The organism is Vasconcelosia minhoensis LEGE 07310 (assembly GCF_015207255.1).
Classification (GTDB): domain Bacteria; phylum Cyanobacteriota; class Cyanobacteriia; order Phormidesmidales; family Phormidesmidaceae; genus Vasconcelosia; species Vasconcelosia minhoensis.
Window position 1 is genome coordinate 1 of record NZ_JADEXG010000061.1, and the last position, 15,360, is coordinate 15,360.

General features: G+C 56.1%; 19 protein-coding genes. 10 read left to right on the forward strand and 9 right to left on the reverse strand.

The genetic code is table 11. From position 1 onward, the window contains the following. The first annotated feature begins 132 nt into the window (after window positions 1-132). Window positions 133-342, forward strand: a complete 210-nt coding sequence (locus IQ241_RS20140; RefSeq protein ID WP_322743723.1) for a PIN domain-containing protein — start codon at window positions 133-135, stop codon at window positions 340-342. Between the two features lie 99 nt (window positions 343-441). On the opposite strand, the gene uvrB is transcribed toward IQ241_RS20140, so the two are convergent. Further along, window positions 442-2,463 carry an excinuclease ABC subunit UvrB gene (gene uvrB, locus IQ241_RS20145; RefSeq protein ID WP_193910683.1) on the reverse strand — a complete coding sequence of 674 codons (2,022 nt, stop codon included), beginning with the start codon at window positions 2,461-2,463 and terminating at the stop codon, window positions 442-444. 188 nt (window positions 2,464-2,651) lie between these two features. Between uvrB and IQ241_RS20150 the strand changes: the two genes are divergently transcribed. Beyond that, window positions 2,652-3,710, forward strand: a complete 1,059-nt coding sequence (locus IQ241_RS20150; protein ID WP_193910685.1) for an aromatic ring-hydroxylating oxygenase subunit alpha — start codon at window positions 2,652-2,654, stop codon at window positions 3,708-3,710. On the opposite strand, the gene IQ241_RS20155 is transcribed toward IQ241_RS20150, so the two are convergent. The 6 genes from IQ241_RS20155 to IQ241_RS20180 all read right to left on the reverse strand — a co-directional run bounded on the left by IQ241_RS20155 (window position 3,707) and on the right by IQ241_RS20180 (window position 7,707). After that, the gene (locus IQ241_RS20155; protein WP_193910687.1) at window positions 3,707-4,966 is read right to left on the reverse strand and encodes a bifunctional folylpolyglutamate synthase/dihydrofolate synthase; all 1,260 of its coding nucleotides are present in this window, start codon (window positions 4,964-4,966) and stop codon (window positions 3,707-3,709) included. The two genes, IQ241_RS20150 and IQ241_RS20155, sit on opposite strands and share 4 nt — an antisense overlap. A gap of 22 nt (window positions 4,967-4,988) precedes the next feature. Then, complete coding sequence (locus tag IQ241_RS20160) at window positions 4,989-5,327, reverse strand: P-II family nitrogen regulator (RefSeq protein ID WP_193910689.1); 339 nt, start codon at window positions 5,325-5,327, stop codon at window positions 4,989-4,991. A gap of 106 nt (window positions 5,328-5,433) precedes the next feature. Continuing rightward, window positions 5,434-6,012 (reverse strand): hypothetical protein, encoded by a 579-nt coding sequence (locus tag IQ241_RS20165; protein WP_193910691.1) that lies wholly within the window; start codon window positions 6,010-6,012, stop codon window positions 5,434-5,436. A gap of 175 nt (window positions 6,013-6,187) precedes the next feature. Continuing rightward, the gene (locus tag IQ241_RS20170; protein WP_193910693.1) at window positions 6,188-6,916 is read right to left on the reverse strand and encodes a YIP1 family protein; all 729 of its coding nucleotides are present in this window, start codon (window positions 6,914-6,916) and stop codon (window positions 6,188-6,190) included. Window positions 6,917-7,059: 143 nt separating this feature from the next. Further along, a complete protein-coding gene (locus tag IQ241_RS20175; RefSeq protein ID WP_193910694.1) occupies window positions 7,060-7,464 on the reverse strand; it encodes a DUF4112 domain-containing protein in 405 nt (134 codons plus the stop codon). A 57-nt stretch (window positions 7,465-7,521) separates the two neighbouring features. Then, window positions 7,522-7,707 (reverse strand): hypothetical protein, encoded by a 186-nt coding sequence (locus IQ241_RS20180; protein ID WP_193910696.1) that lies wholly within the window; start codon window positions 7,705-7,707, stop codon window positions 7,522-7,524. A gap of 125 nt (window positions 7,708-7,832) precedes the next feature. Here IQ241_RS20180 and IQ241_RS20185 point away from each other — a divergent pair, with 125 nt between their 5' ends. From IQ241_RS20185 to IQ241_RS20195, 3 genes are read left to right on the forward strand one after another with little or no spacing between them, the layout of a single operon-like run. Next, the gene (locus IQ241_RS20185) at window positions 7,833-8,957 is read left to right on the forward strand and encodes a glycosyltransferase (protein ID WP_193910698.1); all 1,125 of its coding nucleotides are present in this window, start codon (window positions 7,833-7,835) and stop codon (window positions 8,955-8,957) included. Between the two features lie 32 nt (window positions 8,958-8,989). Next, window positions 8,990-10,432, forward strand: a complete 1,443-nt coding sequence (gene wbaP / locus IQ241_RS20190; RefSeq protein ID WP_193910700.1) for an undecaprenyl-phosphate galactose phosphotransferase WbaP — start codon at window positions 8,990-8,992, stop codon at window positions 10,430-10,432. 1 nt (window position 10,433) lies between these two features. Then, window positions 10,434-11,771, forward strand: coding sequence for an O-antigen ligase family protein (locus IQ241_RS20195; protein WP_193910702.1), 1,338 nt, complete (start codon window positions 10,434-10,436; stop codon window positions 11,769-11,771). Here IQ241_RS20195 and petL read toward each other — a convergent pair. After that, window positions 11,728-11,823 (reverse strand): cytochrome b6-f complex subunit PetL, encoded by a 96-nt coding sequence (petL, locus tag IQ241_RS26695; RefSeq protein ID WP_193910704.1) that lies wholly within the window; start codon window positions 11,821-11,823, stop codon window positions 11,728-11,730. The genes IQ241_RS20195 and petL overlap by 44 nt on opposite strands. A gap of 143 nt (window positions 11,824-11,966) precedes the next feature. Here petL and aroB point away from each other — a divergent pair, with 143 nt between their 5' ends. Genes aroB through IQ241_RS20225 form a run of 5 tightly spaced genes read left to right on the forward strand, consistent with a single transcriptional unit; the run spans window position 11,967 to window position 14,948 of the window. Continuing rightward, the gene (aroB, locus tag IQ241_RS20205) at window positions 11,967-13,106 is read left to right on the forward strand and encodes a 3-dehydroquinate synthase (RefSeq protein WP_193910706.1); all 1,140 of its coding nucleotides are present in this window, start codon (window positions 11,967-11,969) and stop codon (window positions 13,104-13,106) included. 55 nt (window positions 13,107-13,161) lie between these two features. Next, entirely contained in the window at window positions 13,162-13,800 is a 639-nt protein-coding gene (gene hisB, locus IQ241_RS20210; RefSeq protein WP_193910708.1) for an imidazoleglycerol-phosphate dehydratase HisB, read from the forward strand. Window positions 13,801-13,860: 60 nt separating this feature from the next. Beyond that, window positions 13,861-14,097 carry a DUF4160 domain-containing protein gene (locus IQ241_RS26700; RefSeq protein ID WP_193910710.1) on the forward strand — a complete coding sequence of 79 codons (237 nt, stop codon included), beginning with the start codon at window positions 13,861-13,863 and terminating at the stop codon, window positions 14,095-14,097. Further along, window positions 14,078-14,380: a DUF2442 domain-containing protein gene (locus tag IQ241_RS20220; RefSeq protein ID WP_193910712.1), complete on the forward strand. Its 303-nt coding sequence runs from the start codon at window positions 14,078-14,080 to the stop codon at window positions 14,378-14,380. Before IQ241_RS26700 ends, IQ241_RS20220 begins: the two co-directional genes overlap by 20 nt. A 58-nt stretch (window positions 14,381-14,438) precedes the next feature. Next, window positions 14,439-14,948: a GNAT family N-acetyltransferase gene (locus IQ241_RS20225; protein WP_322743720.1), complete on the forward strand. Its 510-nt coding sequence runs from the start codon at window positions 14,439-14,441 to the stop codon at window positions 14,946-14,948. A 58-nt stretch (window positions 14,949-15,006) separates the two neighbouring features. On the opposite strand, the gene IQ241_RS20230 is transcribed toward IQ241_RS20225, so the two are convergent. After that, a complete protein-coding gene (locus IQ241_RS20230; protein WP_193910714.1) occupies window positions 15,007-15,219 on the reverse strand; it encodes a hypothetical protein in 213 nt (70 codons plus the stop codon). Window positions 15,220-15,360: the final 141 nt, after the last annotated feature.

Below are 15,360 nucleotides of genomic sequence, written 5' to 3' on the forward strand. Positions count from 1 at the left end.
GTTCAAGGACGCGATTAACACTTGTATTGAGCAGGCCAATACGACCCACAAAGCATCGCTAGAAACTTTGTTGACCATGAATTTTCAGTCCTTTAAGAAAGTCCAAATATCAGGCGTCTAGAGTATAGCTTTATCTCAGCCTTCGAGTTGGTTACTGTGGATGAAGATATTGCGGTCAAGGGTGGCTTATATCGTCGTGACTATGGCAAAAGCTACAATGTTGGTCTAGCTGATGCGCTCATTGCGGCTACTGCCGAAGCCAAAGGCGCAACTCTGGTCACATTGAACAAAAAGCATTTTCCGATGCTGGCTTCAGTTACCATCCCATACAGAAAGACTTAATCAGCAGCAGGCTAACAGGCCACTGCACCCGACCACTTACAGCTTTGGCTGTCCGACGGCAGGCGAGATTTAGTTGTTAGGTCGGCTTCATCAAAGGATTTAGGTCTCTTCTGAGACCGTAGGACGTTTGCCTAAGAGCTGATCTCGCAGATGCTTGATGCGATCGCGATATTTCGCCGCTTCTTCAAACTCCAGATTCTTAGCCGCGGCTTTCATCTCCTGCTCAAGCCGACCAATCAGCTGGGGAATTTCTTCCAGCGGCAGCTCCTCGCTGTGATCGTAGACTTCTTCTAGCTCCTGGGCATTCAGCCGGCGCGAGACTTCCAGGAAAGACAGAATAGAGTTGCTTTGGCGGCTGATGATGGACTTGGGTTCAATTCCATGCTTTTCGTTGTAAGCCAGCTGGATACTGCGGCGGCGCTCGGTTTCTTCGATTGCCCGGGCCATGCTGTCGGTCAGGTTGTCAGCATAGAGCAGAGCCTGACCCCGCACGTGGCGAGCGGCGCGACCGATAGTTTGGATCAGCGATCGCTCTGCCCGCAGAAAACCCTCTTTATCCGCATCGAGAATAGCCACCAGCGATACCTCCGGTAGGTCCAGTCCCTCCCGCAGCAGGTTGACCCCCACCAGCACGTCAAAGTTACCGTTGCGTAGGTCCTGGATAATCTCAATTCGCTCAATTGAATGAATTTCAGAGTGCAGATAGCGGACTCTGACACCGTGTTCATCAAAATATTCGGTCAGGTCTTCGGCCATCCGCTTGGTCAGCGTCGTCACCAGTGTCCGCTCCTGCTTGTCCACCCGCGTCCGAATTTCCCCCAGCAGATCGTCGATCTGGCCCTCGGTGGGGCGCACATAGATTTCCGGATCGAGTACCCCGGTAGGCCGAATCACCTGCTCCGCCACCCGACCGCCGGACTGTTCAAATTCCCAGGCTCCCGGCGTCGCCGAGACAAAGATACACTGGTTGAGCTTTTGCCAAAATTCCTCGGCCTTCAGCGGACGGTTATCTGCCGCGCTCGGGAGCCGAAAGCCATGGTCGATCAATACCCGCTTGCGGGCCTGGTCACCGTTGTACATGGCGTGAATTTGCGGAATGGTAACGTGGGACTCGTCGATGGCCAACAGCCAGTCGTCGGGAAAGTAGTCGAGCAGGCACTCTGGTGGAGCTCCGGCCAAACGGCCAGCCAGATGGCGGGAATAGTTTTCAACACCGTTGCAATAGCCTACCTCCCGCAGCATTTCCAGGTCATACCTGGTGCGCTGCTCCAGCCGCTGCGCCTCTAGCAGCTTATTCTGGCTTTCCAGCAGAGCCAGCTGCTCTTTAAGTTCTGTTGCGATCGCGTCGCAGGCGGCTTCTAGCTTATCGTCGGGTGTGACAAAGTGGCGGGCCGGGTAAATATTCAGCGCGTCCATGCTCTGCAAAGTCGCGCCGGTCACCGGGTCGATATAGCGAATAGCGTCGATTTCATCGCCGAAGAACTCAATCCGAATAATCCGGTCTTCGTAGGCCGGGCCAATTTCCAGCACGTCGCCCTTGACCCGAAAGCGGCCCCGACCCAAATCTAAGTCGTTGCGCGAATACTGAATCGAGGCCAGGTCGCGTAGAATCTGCCGCTGGTTAGCCTCAGAGCCAACTCGCAGGGGAATCGAAGCTTTGAGATATTCAGACGGAATGCCCAGACCGTAGATGCAGCTGATCGAGGCGACCACAATCACGTCCCGTCGCTCAAACAGCGATCGCGTCGCCGAATGCCGCAGCATGTCAATCTCATCGTTGATCGAGGCAGTCTTGGCGATGTAGGTATCGGTGACGGGGATATAGGCTTCCGGCTGATAGTAGTCATAATAGCTGATGAAATACTCGACCGAGTTTTCGGGGAAAAACTCCCGTAGCTCGTTGCAGAGCTGTGCCGCCAGGGTTTTATTGTGGGCCAGCAGCAGGGTCGGTCTGCCTACTTTCTCGACCACCCGGGCAATCGTGTGGGTTTTCCCCGTCCCAGTGGCGCCGAGCAGCGTCTGATAGGTCTTGCTCTGGGCTAAGAAGTCGGTGAGCTGCGCGATCGCTTTGGGCTGGTCGCCCGCCGGCTCGAAGGGAGCTTGAATCTCAAACTTTTTCATAGCGCTCATCCCAAGTCAGCCACATAGTACATTTGACTATCTTAGAAGCGTTTTCGGGGTTTGACAGCAGCGACAAGGGGTGGATATCTGGTGTTCTAGGAAAGTCAGGGGGATGGGCCTGCTAGAACTAACGCTATAGTCTAGTAGCTGAGCTATTGCCATAAGCCTCTGTACAAGCCTCTGTCTGGATGGAATCGTCAACCCCTTTGTTTCTGCGCAATCTCTGGTACTACGCTTTACCGACCCAGCAGCTAAAGCCAGGTCGGCTTGTGGCTAAAACGCTGCTGAATGAGCCCATCCTGTTTGGTCGGCAGCGGACGGGAGAGGCGTTTGCGCTGCGCGATGTCTGCCCTCACCGGGCGGTGCCGCTGAGCTGCGGTCAGTTTGACGGCAAAGCGGTTGAATGCTGCTATCACGGCTGGCGGTTTGATCCGACCGGACGCTGTACGGCGATTCCTTCGTTGACCGATGGCCAAAAGGTAAATTTGGAGCGCTTTCAGGTCGAGGCCTATCCGGTGCAGGAGCAGCAGGGCAATATTTGGATTTATATGCGAGATCGCGCCCGGCCGCCCAAGGCTGAACCGAACATTGAAATGGCCGTACCAACGGTACCCGGCTTCGTCGGAAAAAGCCATCAGGGGATGGAGGCGATGTCTTTTCCCTGCTATGTCGATCACGCGGTGGTGGGGCTAATGGACCCGGCCCATGTGCCGTTTGTGCATCGGTCCTGGTGGTGGCGAGATGCGCCAGAGCTCTCTGAAGAAGTCAAAGCCTTTGACCCCTCTCCCTATGGCTTTACGATGCGAGAGCATCCCCTGGTGAATCAAACGCTGTTCTACCGGTTAGTTGGTAAATCACCTACGGTAGAAATCTCTTTTCAGCTCCCCGGCGTGCGGATTGAGCGCGTGACAACCGCTCAGCACCAGGTTTGCAATCTCACCGCGATAACCCCCATTTCTGAAAGTGAAACAGAAGTGACCACGCTGTTCTACAGCACTATCCCCTGGTTTTCAGCCCTGATGCCTTTGCTCAAGCCCTTTGTCCGCAAATTTCTAAATCAGGATCGAGACATGGTCGTTAAGCAACAGATCGGCCTACGCACTCAACCCAAGCTGTTGCTAATCAGAGATGCCGATACCCAAGCCCGCTGGTACTACCGACTCAAGCGAGAGTTCGCTCAGTCGGTCGCAGCCTCTCGACCATTTGTAAACCCCGTATCGGAACAGATTCTGCGCTGGCGCAGCTAAGTCTCTCTTTGCAGTTCCATAAACTGTCCTACCAGGTACAGCGAACCGCAGAGCACCGGTAGGGAGCCTCCGGACCGATTGACTGCGGCTAACCCCTGGGCCAAGTCTGGATAGGTTTTGCAGATTTCGAGCGTCGGGCAGACCTGAGCTGCGATCGCGCTCAATCCCTCCGGCTGAGCTGTCAGATGCCCCGCTACCGGCACCAAATAGAGGCTATCCCCCGGTCGCAGCAGGTCTTCAAAAATTTCTAGCGCGTCTTTAGTCGCCAGCATTCCCATCAGCCAGGTGACGGTCTGACCAGGATGCGACTCGTCAACGTAGCGGCGCAGCGCCTGGGCCGCTGCTGGATTGTGAGCACCGTCTACCAGCAGCTGCTGACCTAGCCAGTGGCTCCACTGAAGCCGTCCAGGCCACTGCACCTGAGCCAGGCCGGTTTGAATGTCGTCGGTGGAAATCTGCCAGCCCTGAGACTGGAGCGACTGGAGAGCCGCGATCGCGACGGCTGAATTGGTTCGCTGGTGCGGGCCGAGCAGCACCTGAGGGTATTGGATCTGGCGAAACTGGAGCTGTCCGTCGGGGAGCGCGATCGCGGGTTCGACCCAATCTACCGGGCAGTCTAGCGTCTGGGCGCGTTCAGCGACAACGGTTCGGGCTGCGTCGGGCAGTGGCCCAACCGCGACGGGTCGCCCCGGCTTGAGAATACCAGCCTTTTCCCGGGCAATATCCGCCAGGGTGGGGCCAAGCCGCTGCCAATGCTCGCGGCTCAGCGAAACAATTGTGCCGACCAGGGGTCGGGGGCAGACATTGGTCGCGTCCAGCCGACCACCCAGCCCGACTTCGATCACCGCGATATCTACAGCCTGCTCGGCAAAATAGCGCCACATCGCTGCCGTAAAGACTTCAAACTGAGTTGGTGAGGGTTCTGCTGGATCAATGGCTGCTTCAACTTGCTGGAGCTGATGGTGCAGGTCGGGCCAGCTAATGGGCTGGTTGTTGATGACAATGCGATCGCGCCAGCTCACCAAATGGGGAGACGTATAGCGCCCAGTTCGATACCCCGCCGCCGTCAGCACTGCCGCGACGTAGGCGCAGACAGAGCCTTTGCCATTGGTCCCAGCAACATGGACAATCGGCACCCGCCGCTCTGGGTTCCCAAGCCGAGCCAGCAGAGACTCAATGCGGCTCAGACCCAGCTCCACCCCAAACCGCTCATACTGCTCTAGCAGCGCTGTGACGGTCTGCTGATCGGCGCTCATGGGCAGCAAATGGGGAACGAACCTACACTGCCTCTAGGTTCTTTTCGCCGGTGCGAATGCGGACAATCTCATTCACCGGGCTGATGAAGATTTTGCCATCGCCAATCTCGCCGGTGCGAGCCGCTTCAATCACCTTCTCGACTACCATATCGACCTGAGTGTCTTCTACAACGATTTCAACCTTGAGCTTTTGCAGAAACTCAACCGTGTACTCAGAGCCTCGATAGCGCTCAGTTTGCCCTTTCTGGCGGCCAAATCCGCGCACCTCTGAAACCGTCATGCCGACGATACCCGCATTCACCAGCGCAATCTTGACCTCGTCTAGCTTGAAGGGACGAATGATCGCTTCGATTTTTTTCATAGCCGTCTACCACTCCGTACACCAGCCCTTGGCTTGGGCTGCTCTGATTTGCTGACCTAGATTTAACGGGCCGCAAAGGCATAATACCGTATTCGACGCTACCGTTTCAGCGATCGCTTAGCAGCGGCCGCATGATGAGGAACCCTGCCCCAAACGCGGTCAGGATGATGATGGTGATAGATAGAATCAGCCACAAACTGCTCATATCTTTTGGTTCTTGCGACTCAGAATTAAGCCGGTTGGCCTCAGGCTGCTCCGTAAATAGTTTCGAGAGCTGCTCTAGCGGCCTGATCCCAGACGGCGCCGGCTCGGCCGAGGGATGAGGGGCAGGTCGATTATCGGCTGGGCTAGATCCTGTCCGATGGACTGCGGTATTGGCTGAGGGCTGAGGCGCTTCTGGTACAAAATCAGCGGGCTGTGGGGTGACACCGGCAAACTGGCCCAGGGTCAGCGTCACCTGGACTGCTCGATGAATTTCCTGCTTCAGCAAATGGTTCTGCTGAGCCAGGTAGTGGTTCTGGCTGCTGAGGGAGTCAACCATCGCCTTGGTGGCCTGGAGCTCGGCCGCGAGCTCACGGTATACCGACATCGGCACTGAAGGGGCATAGCTGCCGGCATTAGCCGCTTCTGAGCCAGCTGAGCGGCCCGCCGGGGGACTAGAATTGGAAGGATGGGAAGACGTCATAGGATGGAGTCAGATAGCAAAAAGGCTGAAATTCGATATACGCGGCTTTGACTGAGTCGTTCAAATTAGAGCAACGTCAGCGCCATTCGTCAAGGGAAAGGCAAAAGTTGTCTGAATCTAGCCTATTTGTACCCCGGTTTGCGCTAATGCAGCTGGCAACTCGTTATTTTAGATTTTAGCGGCCTACCGAGCGCAGTAGCAGCATCCCAGCCAGATAGGTGAAGATATATAGCAGCCCTGGTAGAATCGCAAACCACAGCTGCGCTTTCCGGCGGTCGAGCGTAAACCAGGTACGGACACCGACGTAAGCACTATACAGTTCCCAATAGGCAAAAATGAGTACTAATAGCGAGAGAAAAATATCTTCGCTATAGGCTGTGGTATAGCGAGCTTGGACGCCGGTCCACAGCAGGGCAACGAACAGGTTGGGCAGGGCAAACACCAGCGAAGCATAGATAAAAACCAGCCGAGACAGATGCGGATTAGGATTTTCGGCCCCCGCCCACCGCAGCCGCAGCCGGAACCACCAGCCCCCAACCAGCCAGACCAGCAAACCCGCTAGGCAGCCCGTGAGTGCAACGAACAGCCAGAACCACGGCCAGAATTCGATAATCTGCTGTCTGAACGCGGCCCAGCCAGGGAGCGTAGAAATGCCCAGCTCTACTCGCAGCGCTTCCTGCTCAATCCGGTCGATCACATAGGACATGCCGGTGACCCAGACGGCAATCAGAATGTGGCGTCTCTTGCTCAGCGCTACTTCGCCTGAGAAAAAATAACGCGGATGGGCAAACAGATTCAGCAGCTGCTCCAGGCTATAGGGAGGTGACCCGGTTTGCAGCTGGCGTAAGGAAGGATGGGAAATTTGGCGGTCGGCCGATTGCAGTTCAGGTGGAGGAGGCGCCATGGGCTATGTCAAAGGGTTACCAGACGTGCATTCAGCCTTTAGGCCAGTCTAGCGAGTCTGGGGCATGGTGCGATCGCGCACCCCCATGGTGTTTTGATGAAGCTGGCTCAAGACTCCCAGCTGGCTGAGCTTCTCACTCTGTGCTAATCACCCGCCGCCATAGCGGTCGATGTACTTAGCGAAGCCTTTTCCAAATCGGGCTCAGCCGCCTGCAAATGTGCCTCTAACAGGGCTAGGTTGCGTACGTTTGACTTGAAGAACGCATCGAAAATATCACCGAGCAGAGGAATCGCGCCGATGACGAACTCTAGCCCAACGTTAAAGACCATCCGGCCAAAGACTTTCCCTGGCAGGCGAAACCGCGCCGCCAGAAACAAAATATAGGCAGAAACCGCCGTTGCAATTAGGTCGCCTAGTCCGGGCACCAAACCGATAATTGGGTCTAACCCAATCCGCAGACCAATTCCGGGAATGCGAAATGCCGTATCCATCAGGCGGCTCAGTCGTCGGATGCGGTTCAAATTTCTTAGACGAGCGCTAGTATCCATAGCTATATCCTGCCAAAGCCCCACAGCAGATGTCATATCCCATAGGGCGGAACACGCTTACAGGACGGAGCCCGGTTCCGTCGCCTCAGTGGGTTGAGAGAGCCGTGGCAGCGCCTTGAGCACGACAAAGTTGCTAAATTCAGCTATTTTGAGCTGCATACCATAGTCAATAATATCGATGCCATCTATAAACAGGTCGGCGCGGGGAAGGGGTGAGACCTTGGCGGCCTTTCGCGAAGTCAATCAGCAATTTTAAATTCCAAGCTAAGGCCATCTTAGGAGCCTGGGTACTGATTTTTCTAAACCGTCCCGATTCTCACCTATGATGGCTCTTTCAGGCGCAGTTGTGAGGGTCCAAGGGTACCGCTATGAACGTTGCGGTCGTGCATGAGTGGCTGGCCAGCTATGCGGGCTCGGAAAAGGTGGTCGAGCAGATATTGCGCCAGTATCCCCAGGCCGACCTCTATAGCCTGGTCGATTTTCTCCCCGACGAGCTGCGCTATTTCATTCAGCACCGACCGGTAAGGACCTCATTTTTGCAGCGACTGCCGTTGGCTAGGCAGCGGTTCCGCAGCTACCTACCGCTGATGCCGATCGCAGTTGAGCAGTTTGACCTGGCTGAATATGACCTGGTGATTTCTAGCCATCACGCCGTCGCCAAAGGCGTCATCACCCGGCCCGATCAGCTTCATATCAGCTATGTGCATACGCCGATGCGCTACGCCTGGGAATTTCAGCTGGCCTATCTGCGTCAGTCTGGCCTCAACCGGGGTCTTAAAAGTGCAGCAACCCGGCTGACCCTTCACTACCTGCGGCTCTGGGATATCGCCAGCGCCAACCGAGCCGACGGCCTGATTGCCAACTCCCAGTACGTCGCCAGGCGAATCTGGAAAACCTACCGGCGACCGGCTGAGGTGATCTATCCGCCAGTGGCGATCGAACGCTTCCGAGCGGATTTGCCCCGCGATCGCTTTTATCTGACGGTATCTCGCTTTGTCCCCTACAAGCGCGTAGACCTGACTATCGAGGCCTTTAACCAGCTGGGGCTGCCGCTGGTGGTGATTGGCGACGGCCCCGGCTGGTCGGCGGTGAAAGCGCTGGCTGGTTCACAGGTCCAGCTGCTGGGCAGCCAGCCCGATACCGTAGTTGAAGACCTGATGCAGCGCTGTCGGGCGTTTATTTTTCCAGCGGAAGAAGACTTTGGCATTACCCCGGTAGAAGCTCAGGCGGCGGGTGCGCCAGTGATTGTCTACCAGAAGGGAGGGCAGGCTGAAACCGTCATCCCTGGGAAAACTGGCCTACTCTTTTCCACGCAAACCGCTGAAAGTCTGGTACAGTCGGTCAAACAAATTGAATCGGGGCAGGTACAGTTTGACGCGGCTCAGCTGCGGCATCAGGCAGAGCTGTTCTCGGTTGAGCGGTTTCAAACCCAGTTTCGGACCTACATTAATCGGGCCTGGGCGCGATTTCAGGCAGGAGATCCCCTAGAGTAGTGAGGAAAATTTGGCGGGATATTGCTAAACCGATGACCCCTGACCAGGCTTTGAAACCTGCGATCGCGCCGGTTAAGGTCGCTACTCGCCCCCGGCAGACGCTGCTTGTCCTGATCGGCATAGATGCTCTCTGCCTGAGTTTAGCTGGTATTGTGGGGGTCTGGCTGAGGCTGGCCTTTGATGGCCAGTTTCACCCTTCGCTCTATTGGCGGCTGTGGCCATTGACAGGGATTTTTATCCTGGGCTACGCGATCTCGAAGCTGTACCCAGGCATCGCGATGAGCCCGGTAGAGGAGCTGCGGCGGCTAATCCTAACAACGTCCCTGCTGTATCTGCTGCTGGGCTCGTCCATCTTTCTCTTTCGCGAGGTCGAAATCTATTCCCGGGGTGCGTTTCTGCTGACCTGGATGTTTTCGCTGCTGTTTGGCGTCATCGGCCGCTTTGGGCTGAGGGTAATCTGCGCCCAACAGCCTTGGTGGGGCTACCCGGTCGTCGTGCTGGGGGCAGGCAAGACCGGTGAAATGCTGATTCGCAACCTGCGCCTACAGCCGAGCTTAGGGCTGAAGCCGGTTGCCGTACTCGATGATGATATTCGTAAGCATGGCACGCTGCTCGATGTGCCCGTAGTGGGTCGGCTGTCGATGGCTCCCATTCTGGCCCGGGAAATGAAAATTCCCTATGCCATCGTCGCGATGCCGGGCGTCTCCCGCGATCGGCTGCTGTGGCTGCTGGAGCGCTACGGACGGTCCTTCCCCCACCTGATGCTGATTCCCGACTTATTTGGCATGTCGAGTCTCTGGGTGGTTGCCAAAGATCTGGGCGGCGTCCTGGGGTTAGAAACCCGTCAGCAGCTCTTTCTCCCCGGCCCCAGGTTGCTTAAGGGCCTGCTTGATAAAGGGCTGGTGATTGTCATTGGGATTCTATGCCTGCCGATTATCGGGCTGATTGGCCTACTGATTCGCCTTAACTCGCCTGGCCCCGTGTTCTACAGCCAGACCCGGATTGGCCGCAGCGGTCGGCCCTTCAAAGCGTGGAAATTTCGTTCTATGGTAGCCGATGCTGACCGAGTATTGGCCCAATATTTACAGGACCATCCGGAATACCGGGCCTCCTGGGAGAAAGATCAAAAACTCAGACACGATCCGCGGATTACGCCCTTGGGCTATTTTCTCCGTCGCACCAGCCTTGACGAGCTGCCCCAGCTCTGGAACGTGCTGCGCGGTGAAATGAGTCTGGTAGGGCCGCGCCCGATTATCTTTGATGAGGTTTGGCGCTATGGCGATAAATTTTCGCTCTATACCCAGGTGCTCCCTGGGATTACCGGCCTCTGGCAGGTCTCGGGTCGCAACGACGTAACCTACGATGAGCGGGTCAACTTTGATGCCTACTACGTCAGAAACTGGTCGGTCTGGCTCGATATCTATATTTTGATTCGCACGGTGAGGGTCGTGATAGTCGGCGATGGCGCGTACTAGGATGGATAGTTGGACTCGCTCCGGTCGAAAAAAATACGACTGGCTGCTGCACCCTAAACCTGATTGGCTGTGGCTGGCGGGGCTGGTGCTGCTGCCGTTTATGCCGCTGGTGAGTATGGTCTGGCTCGGCAGCCTGATGCTGATAACCTGCTATCAGCGGGCTGGGCTGATTCTCAAGTTTCTTTGGCGGCAGGGGCTAATTGCACTGGCGGTGGCGCTAGTTGCCAGCGCGGCGTTTGCCTATGACCGGGCCGATGCCTTTCTGCAGCTAGCCAATTTTTTGCCCTTTTTTGTCCTATTTGCGGTGCTGGCGACGCTGCCATCGGTTCAGGCGAATCCCTGGTCCAAGTTAGAGCGACTGGCGATCGCGCTGACGGCTGCCTCGGTGCCCATCAGCCTCAGCGCCCTGGTGGAGTACATTCTCAAGTTTCCAAGCATTTTTCCCTATGCCAAAACCTGGCCTGGCATTGCCTGGATGTTTGACGACGATTTTGGTCACCGCGCCTACAGCGTCATTGGCCATCCCAATATTCTCAGTCAGTATCTGATTCTGATTTTAGGCCTGGCGCTGGGGCTGCTGGTCCAGGCCAGCTGGCGTCCCGGCAGTGGGGCGATGGCGAGCCGTCGCGGCTGGCTCAGCGGCGCTATCAGCCTCTGTCTGGTCGGAATTTTTTGCACCGGGTCGCGAAACGGGCTGCTGATTGCCTTGGTGCAGCTGGCGATCGCGGGCTATCTACTCCGCCGTCGGCGCTGGGTACTGATCATCAGCGGGACGAGTGCGATCGCGCTACTCACGGCCGCAGTTCGCTTTGGCATTGGGGGCCGACCGCTCTCCCTAGCGCTGGTGACCCAGGATCCCCGGCTCCAGATCTGGCAGATGGCGCTGGACCTAACTCGGCAGCGACCCTGGCTAGGCTGGGGACTAGGCGGCTTTGATCAGCTCTATCGAGAGCAGGCCATTGCCCATATTCCGGGCTACCCTAATATCTATCACGCCCACAATGTCTGGCTGTTTCTCGCGTCGGAAACGGGCCTGCCGGTCATGCTGGGCCTCAGTTTGCTGGTCGGCCTGATCTGCTACCGAGGGGTCAAAACCGTTTGGCTTGGGTCGCTTCAGGCTGAGCAAAAGGCCGTATTGCTGAGCTACCTGCTCGCCTTTGGCGGCGCGATTCTGTTTGGCTGCTTCGATGTCGTCTTTTTCGATGCCCGAGTCAACGTGCTGAACTGGACAATTTTAGCGGCGATCTATCACCTGAGCCAATCGGGTCAGCGATCGCGGCCTAACCCAGCGCAAGCTAGATTAGCTTCGCCGCCCGCAGTCCGAAAAACAGGCCCATAGCCGTCGCAAAGGCTCCGCCCACAAGTACGACATAGATAACGGCTCCGCCCATAATGCGCTCTCCTAACTGGTCTTAGACTGAATTGATTTCTTCTATTGAAGCATGGAACGAGTCCCCTTTTTTGAGCCGCTGGGGAACGGCATAGGGGCGATAATAGAATCACTGACTCCTGACTCAACGGTAAAAAGCCCCCTATGAAAAGCGTTATCCCCGTTAAGCTGCCGCAGCAGTCCTATGACATTCGGATTGCGCCCGGTGGCTTGGACTATTTGGGCCCCTGGCTGGCGGCTGGCTCTGGACCTGATTTGGGGCCTGATTCTGGGCCGCTGGTGCGCCCGGGACAAAAGCTGCTGCTGGTTTCTAACCCGGTGGTGTTTAAGCACTATGGGAAAAGCGCGATCGCGTCCCTGGAGCAGGCGGGCTACAGCGTCAGCCCTCTGATTCTGCCTGCCGGGGAGCGTTATAAAACAATGCGCTCGATCGAGAAAATTCACAACCTGGCCTTCGAGCAGCGGCTGGAGCGCGGTTCGGCTATGGTGGCCCTGGGCGGCGGCGTGATTGGCGACATGACCGGCTTTGCCGCTGCCACCTGGCTGCGGGGGATTGCGGTGATCCAGGTGCCAACCTCACTGCTGGCGATGGTCGATGCGGCGATCGGCGGCAAGACTGGGGTGAACCATCCCCAGGGTAAAAACCTGATCGGGGCCTTTCACCAGCCCAAGTTAGTGCTGATTGACCCAACTGTACTGGCGACGCTGCCGGTTAGAGAATTTCGGGCCGGTGTCTCCGAGGTGATCAAGTACGGCGTGATCTGGGATCGGCCCCTGTTTGAAGCGCTAGAAGCAGCCCCCCGATTCGACCGGCAGCGGACGGTCAGTGACGACCTGCTGCAGATGATGCTGACCCACTCCTGCCAGGCCAAGGCCGATGTGGTCGCGGCGGATGAAAAGGAAGGCGGCCTACGGGCCATTCTCAACTACGGTCATACGGTGGGCCATGCGGTGGAAAGCCTCACCGGCTATCGCCAGGTCAACCACGGTGAGGCAGTCGCTATCGGCATGGTCGCCGCCGGGAAAATTGCTGAGGAGATGGGCCTTTGGGAAGCCAGCGCGGTGCAGCGGCAGCAGGTCCTGATCGAAAAGGCTGCTCTGCCCACACAGCTGCCTGCCGGACTGAATATTGACAATATTGCGATCGCGCTGCAAAGCGATAAAAAGGTCCAAGCGGGCAAGGTCCGATTTGTGCTGCCCCAGCAAATTGGCGCAGCCTTTGTCAGCGACCAGGTTGATCCCGCTCTGGTGCGGCAGGTGCTGACCCAGATCCAGTCTGCCTAGGGTTCGTTTGCCGAGGAATTCGCTTGGTAAGATGGGTTTTTACCGATAGTGTTCTATGCAGACCCGCGATCGCGCCTCCTCTCCCGATACCCACCTCGACCTGCCCAGCCGCTCCGCTGCGGTCAGCCGCAAGACAAACGAAACCGATGTACAGGTGGCGCTAACGCTGGACGGCCAGGGCCGCTGCATTGCGGAAACCGGCATTCCGTTTCTCGACCACATGCTGCACCAGATTGCCTCCCATGGGCTGTTTGACCTAGAAGTGCGGGCCGAGGGCGATTTAGAGATTGACGACCATCACACCAATGAGGATGTGGGGATTACGTTGGGGCAGGCGCTGCATCAGGCCATGGGCGATCGCAAAGGCATCGTTCGCTTCGGCCATTTCGTCGCTCCCCTGGATGAGGCGCTGATCCAGGTGGCGCTAGACTTTTCAGGCCGTCCCCACCTCAGCTATGGCCTGGAGATCCCCACCCAGCGCGTCGGCACCTACGATACTCAGCTGGTGCGCGAATTTTTTGTCGCGATCGTCAACCACAGCCAGATGACCCTCCACATCCGCCAGCTGGCCGGGCTCAACTCCCACCACATCATCGAAGCCACCTTCAAAGCCTTCGCCCGCGCCATGCGCATGGCCACCGAAACTGACCCCCGCCGGGCTCACACCATTCCTAGCTCTAAAGGGGTAATTTAGTCAGCCGCTCGTCCCGAAGTAAGAAATGAGTTGGTCGGAACTAGCACAGCATCCTCACTCATGCCTACGGTTCTACAGGTTGGCCCCTACAGTTTCATCTTTTTCAGCTCCGATAGGGGCGAACCTGCTCATATCCATGTTAAGCGCGACCGGCAGCTGGCCAAGTTCTGGCTCAGCCCTGTTTCTTTAGCAAAGAATAGAGGGTTTAAGGACTACGAACTAAACGCTATCTCTCGGCTTGTGGAGGAACACGAACACATACTATTGGAGGCTTGGAATGACTACTTTGACGCTTGAAACGGAACCCCTTGCAGCCCAGATCAGAGTGACTGACGAAAAGTTGATTGTGGACTTGATGGATGGAAGAAGTTTAATCGTTCCCTTATCTTGGTATCCCCGCTTACTACATGCTTCTCTGAAAGAGCGACAAAACTGGCAACTCTTGGGAGATGGTTATGCAATTGAGTGGATTGATTTGGACGAACATATTGGCGTTGAAGGCTTATTAGCGGGTAGGCAAAGTGGCGAAAGCCAACATTCTTTTGAACGTTGGCTAGCAGCACGAAGCTCTTTTTCATAGCCTGAGCAGGCTAACAACTAAAATGCAGCGGTCGGAATTAGCAATGATTATAAGGAATGTGACCCACGACGATGTACCTGACATTGCCAGGGTTCATGTGGACACTTGGCGAACGACCTATCGAGACATCGTGCCAGATGAGCATTTGGCAAACCTCTCTTATGAGCGCAGAGCAAACGGCTGGCATCAGATTTTGAACCACGCTTCAGAAGATGGCAACTTCACTTACGTTGCTGAAGAATTCGGTGAGATTGTCGGCTTTGCAAACGGAGGGGTAGAGCGCACAGGCGATCCACTATACAAAGGTGAGTTAACAGCAATCTACATCCGACAAAACCACCAAGGAAAAGGAATTGGACGTTGTCTAGTGAAGGCGATCGCGGAAAAGCTGAGTCAGTTGAGCATCGATTCTATGCTGGCGTGGGTTTTGGCCGATAATCCTGCATGTCGGTTTTATGCTGCGCTCGGCGGAAAACTAGTTCATGAAAAAGAGCTTGAAATTAGCGGAAAAGCCTTGATTGAGGTGGCTTATGGCTGGGCTAATACGGAAAATCTTAGAAGGTGTTGAGCAGCGCAACAGACCCGTTCTACACCGACCGTACCAGGACGCACATTGGGTGAAATATTTAATTCCATTCGTCTCTAATCTGCTTTTGGTAAGTGAGGGGATCTAGGCTGAGAGTAATGCTGCCAGCATAAGAGGCAAGACGCTGGCTATTATCCTTAGAGGGTTCAGCTTGCAGCAGTGCTTCGATTTGCTGCCAATCTGCGTAGGAGATGATGACGGCAACGGGCTGCATGGCTTCGTCGGTGACGATTTGCCTTTTGATGGGGATCATGGTGCTGCTTACACAGGGTTATTCATAGCGTAGTACCGCCTAGCTACCGTTGCCATAGGGCTAAGACAGTGAGTGATCGAACCGCGGCCAAGAATGTGTTGACGTTGTGCATACAAAACTCTTACATTAGATGAAGTTCTC

Excerpts from the sequence above, each read along its gene's own strand:
- uvrB (WP_193910683.1), bottom strand. The coding sequence starts at position 2,463 with ATGAAAAAGTTTGAGATTCAAGCTCCCTTCGAGCCGGCGGGCGACCAG.
- IQ241_RS20150 (WP_193910685.1), top strand. The coding sequence starts at position 2,652 with ATGGAATCGTCAACCCCTTTGTTTCTGCGCAATCTCTGGTACTACGCT.
- IQ241_RS20155 (WP_193910687.1), bottom strand. The coding sequence starts at position 4,966 with ATGAGCGCCGATCAGCAGACCGTCACAGCGCTGCTAGAGCAGTATGAG.
- IQ241_RS20160 (WP_193910689.1), bottom strand. The coding sequence starts at position 5,327 with ATGAAAAAAATCGAAGCGATCATTCGTCCCTTCAAGCTAGACGAGGTC.
- IQ241_RS20165 (WP_193910691.1), bottom strand. The coding sequence starts at position 6,012 with ATGACGTCTTCCCATCCTTCCAATTCTAGTCCCCCGGCGGGCCGCTCA.
- IQ241_RS20170 (WP_193910693.1), bottom strand. The coding sequence starts at position 6,916 with ATGGCGCCTCCTCCACCTGAACTGCAATCGGCCGACCGCCAAATTTCC.
- IQ241_RS20175 (WP_193910694.1), bottom strand. The coding sequence starts at position 7,464 with ATGGATACTAGCGCTCGTCTAAGAAATTTGAACCGCATCCGACGACTG.
- IQ241_RS20185 (WP_193910698.1), top strand. The coding sequence starts at position 7,833 with ATGAACGTTGCGGTCGTGCATGAGTGGCTGGCCAGCTATGCGGGCTCG.
- wbaP (WP_193910700.1), top strand. The coding sequence starts at position 8,990 with ATGACCCCTGACCAGGCTTTGAAACCTGCGATCGCGCCGGTTAAGGTC.
- IQ241_RS20195 (WP_193910702.1), top strand. The coding sequence starts at position 10,434 with ATGGATAGTTGGACTCGCTCCGGTCGAAAAAAATACGACTGGCTGCTG.
- petL (WP_193910704.1), bottom strand. The coding sequence starts at position 11,823 with ATGGGCGGAGCCGTTATCTATGTCGTACTTGTGGGCGGAGCCTTTGCG.
- aroB (WP_193910706.1), top strand. The coding sequence starts at position 11,967 with ATGAAAAGCGTTATCCCCGTTAAGCTGCCGCAGCAGTCCTATGACATT.
- hisB (WP_193910708.1), top strand. The coding sequence starts at position 13,162 with ATGCAGACCCGCGATCGCGCCTCCTCTCCCGATACCCACCTCGACCTG.
- IQ241_RS26700 (WP_193910710.1), top strand. The coding sequence starts at position 13,861 with ATGCCTACGGTTCTACAGGTTGGCCCCTACAGTTTCATCTTTTTCAGC.
- IQ241_RS20220 (WP_193910712.1), top strand. The coding sequence starts at position 14,078 with ATGACTACTTTGACGCTTGAAACGGAACCCCTTGCAGCCCAGATCAGA.
- IQ241_RS20230 (WP_193910714.1), bottom strand. The coding sequence starts at position 15,219 with ATGATCCCCATCAAAAGGCAAATCGTCACCGACGAAGCCATGCAGCCC.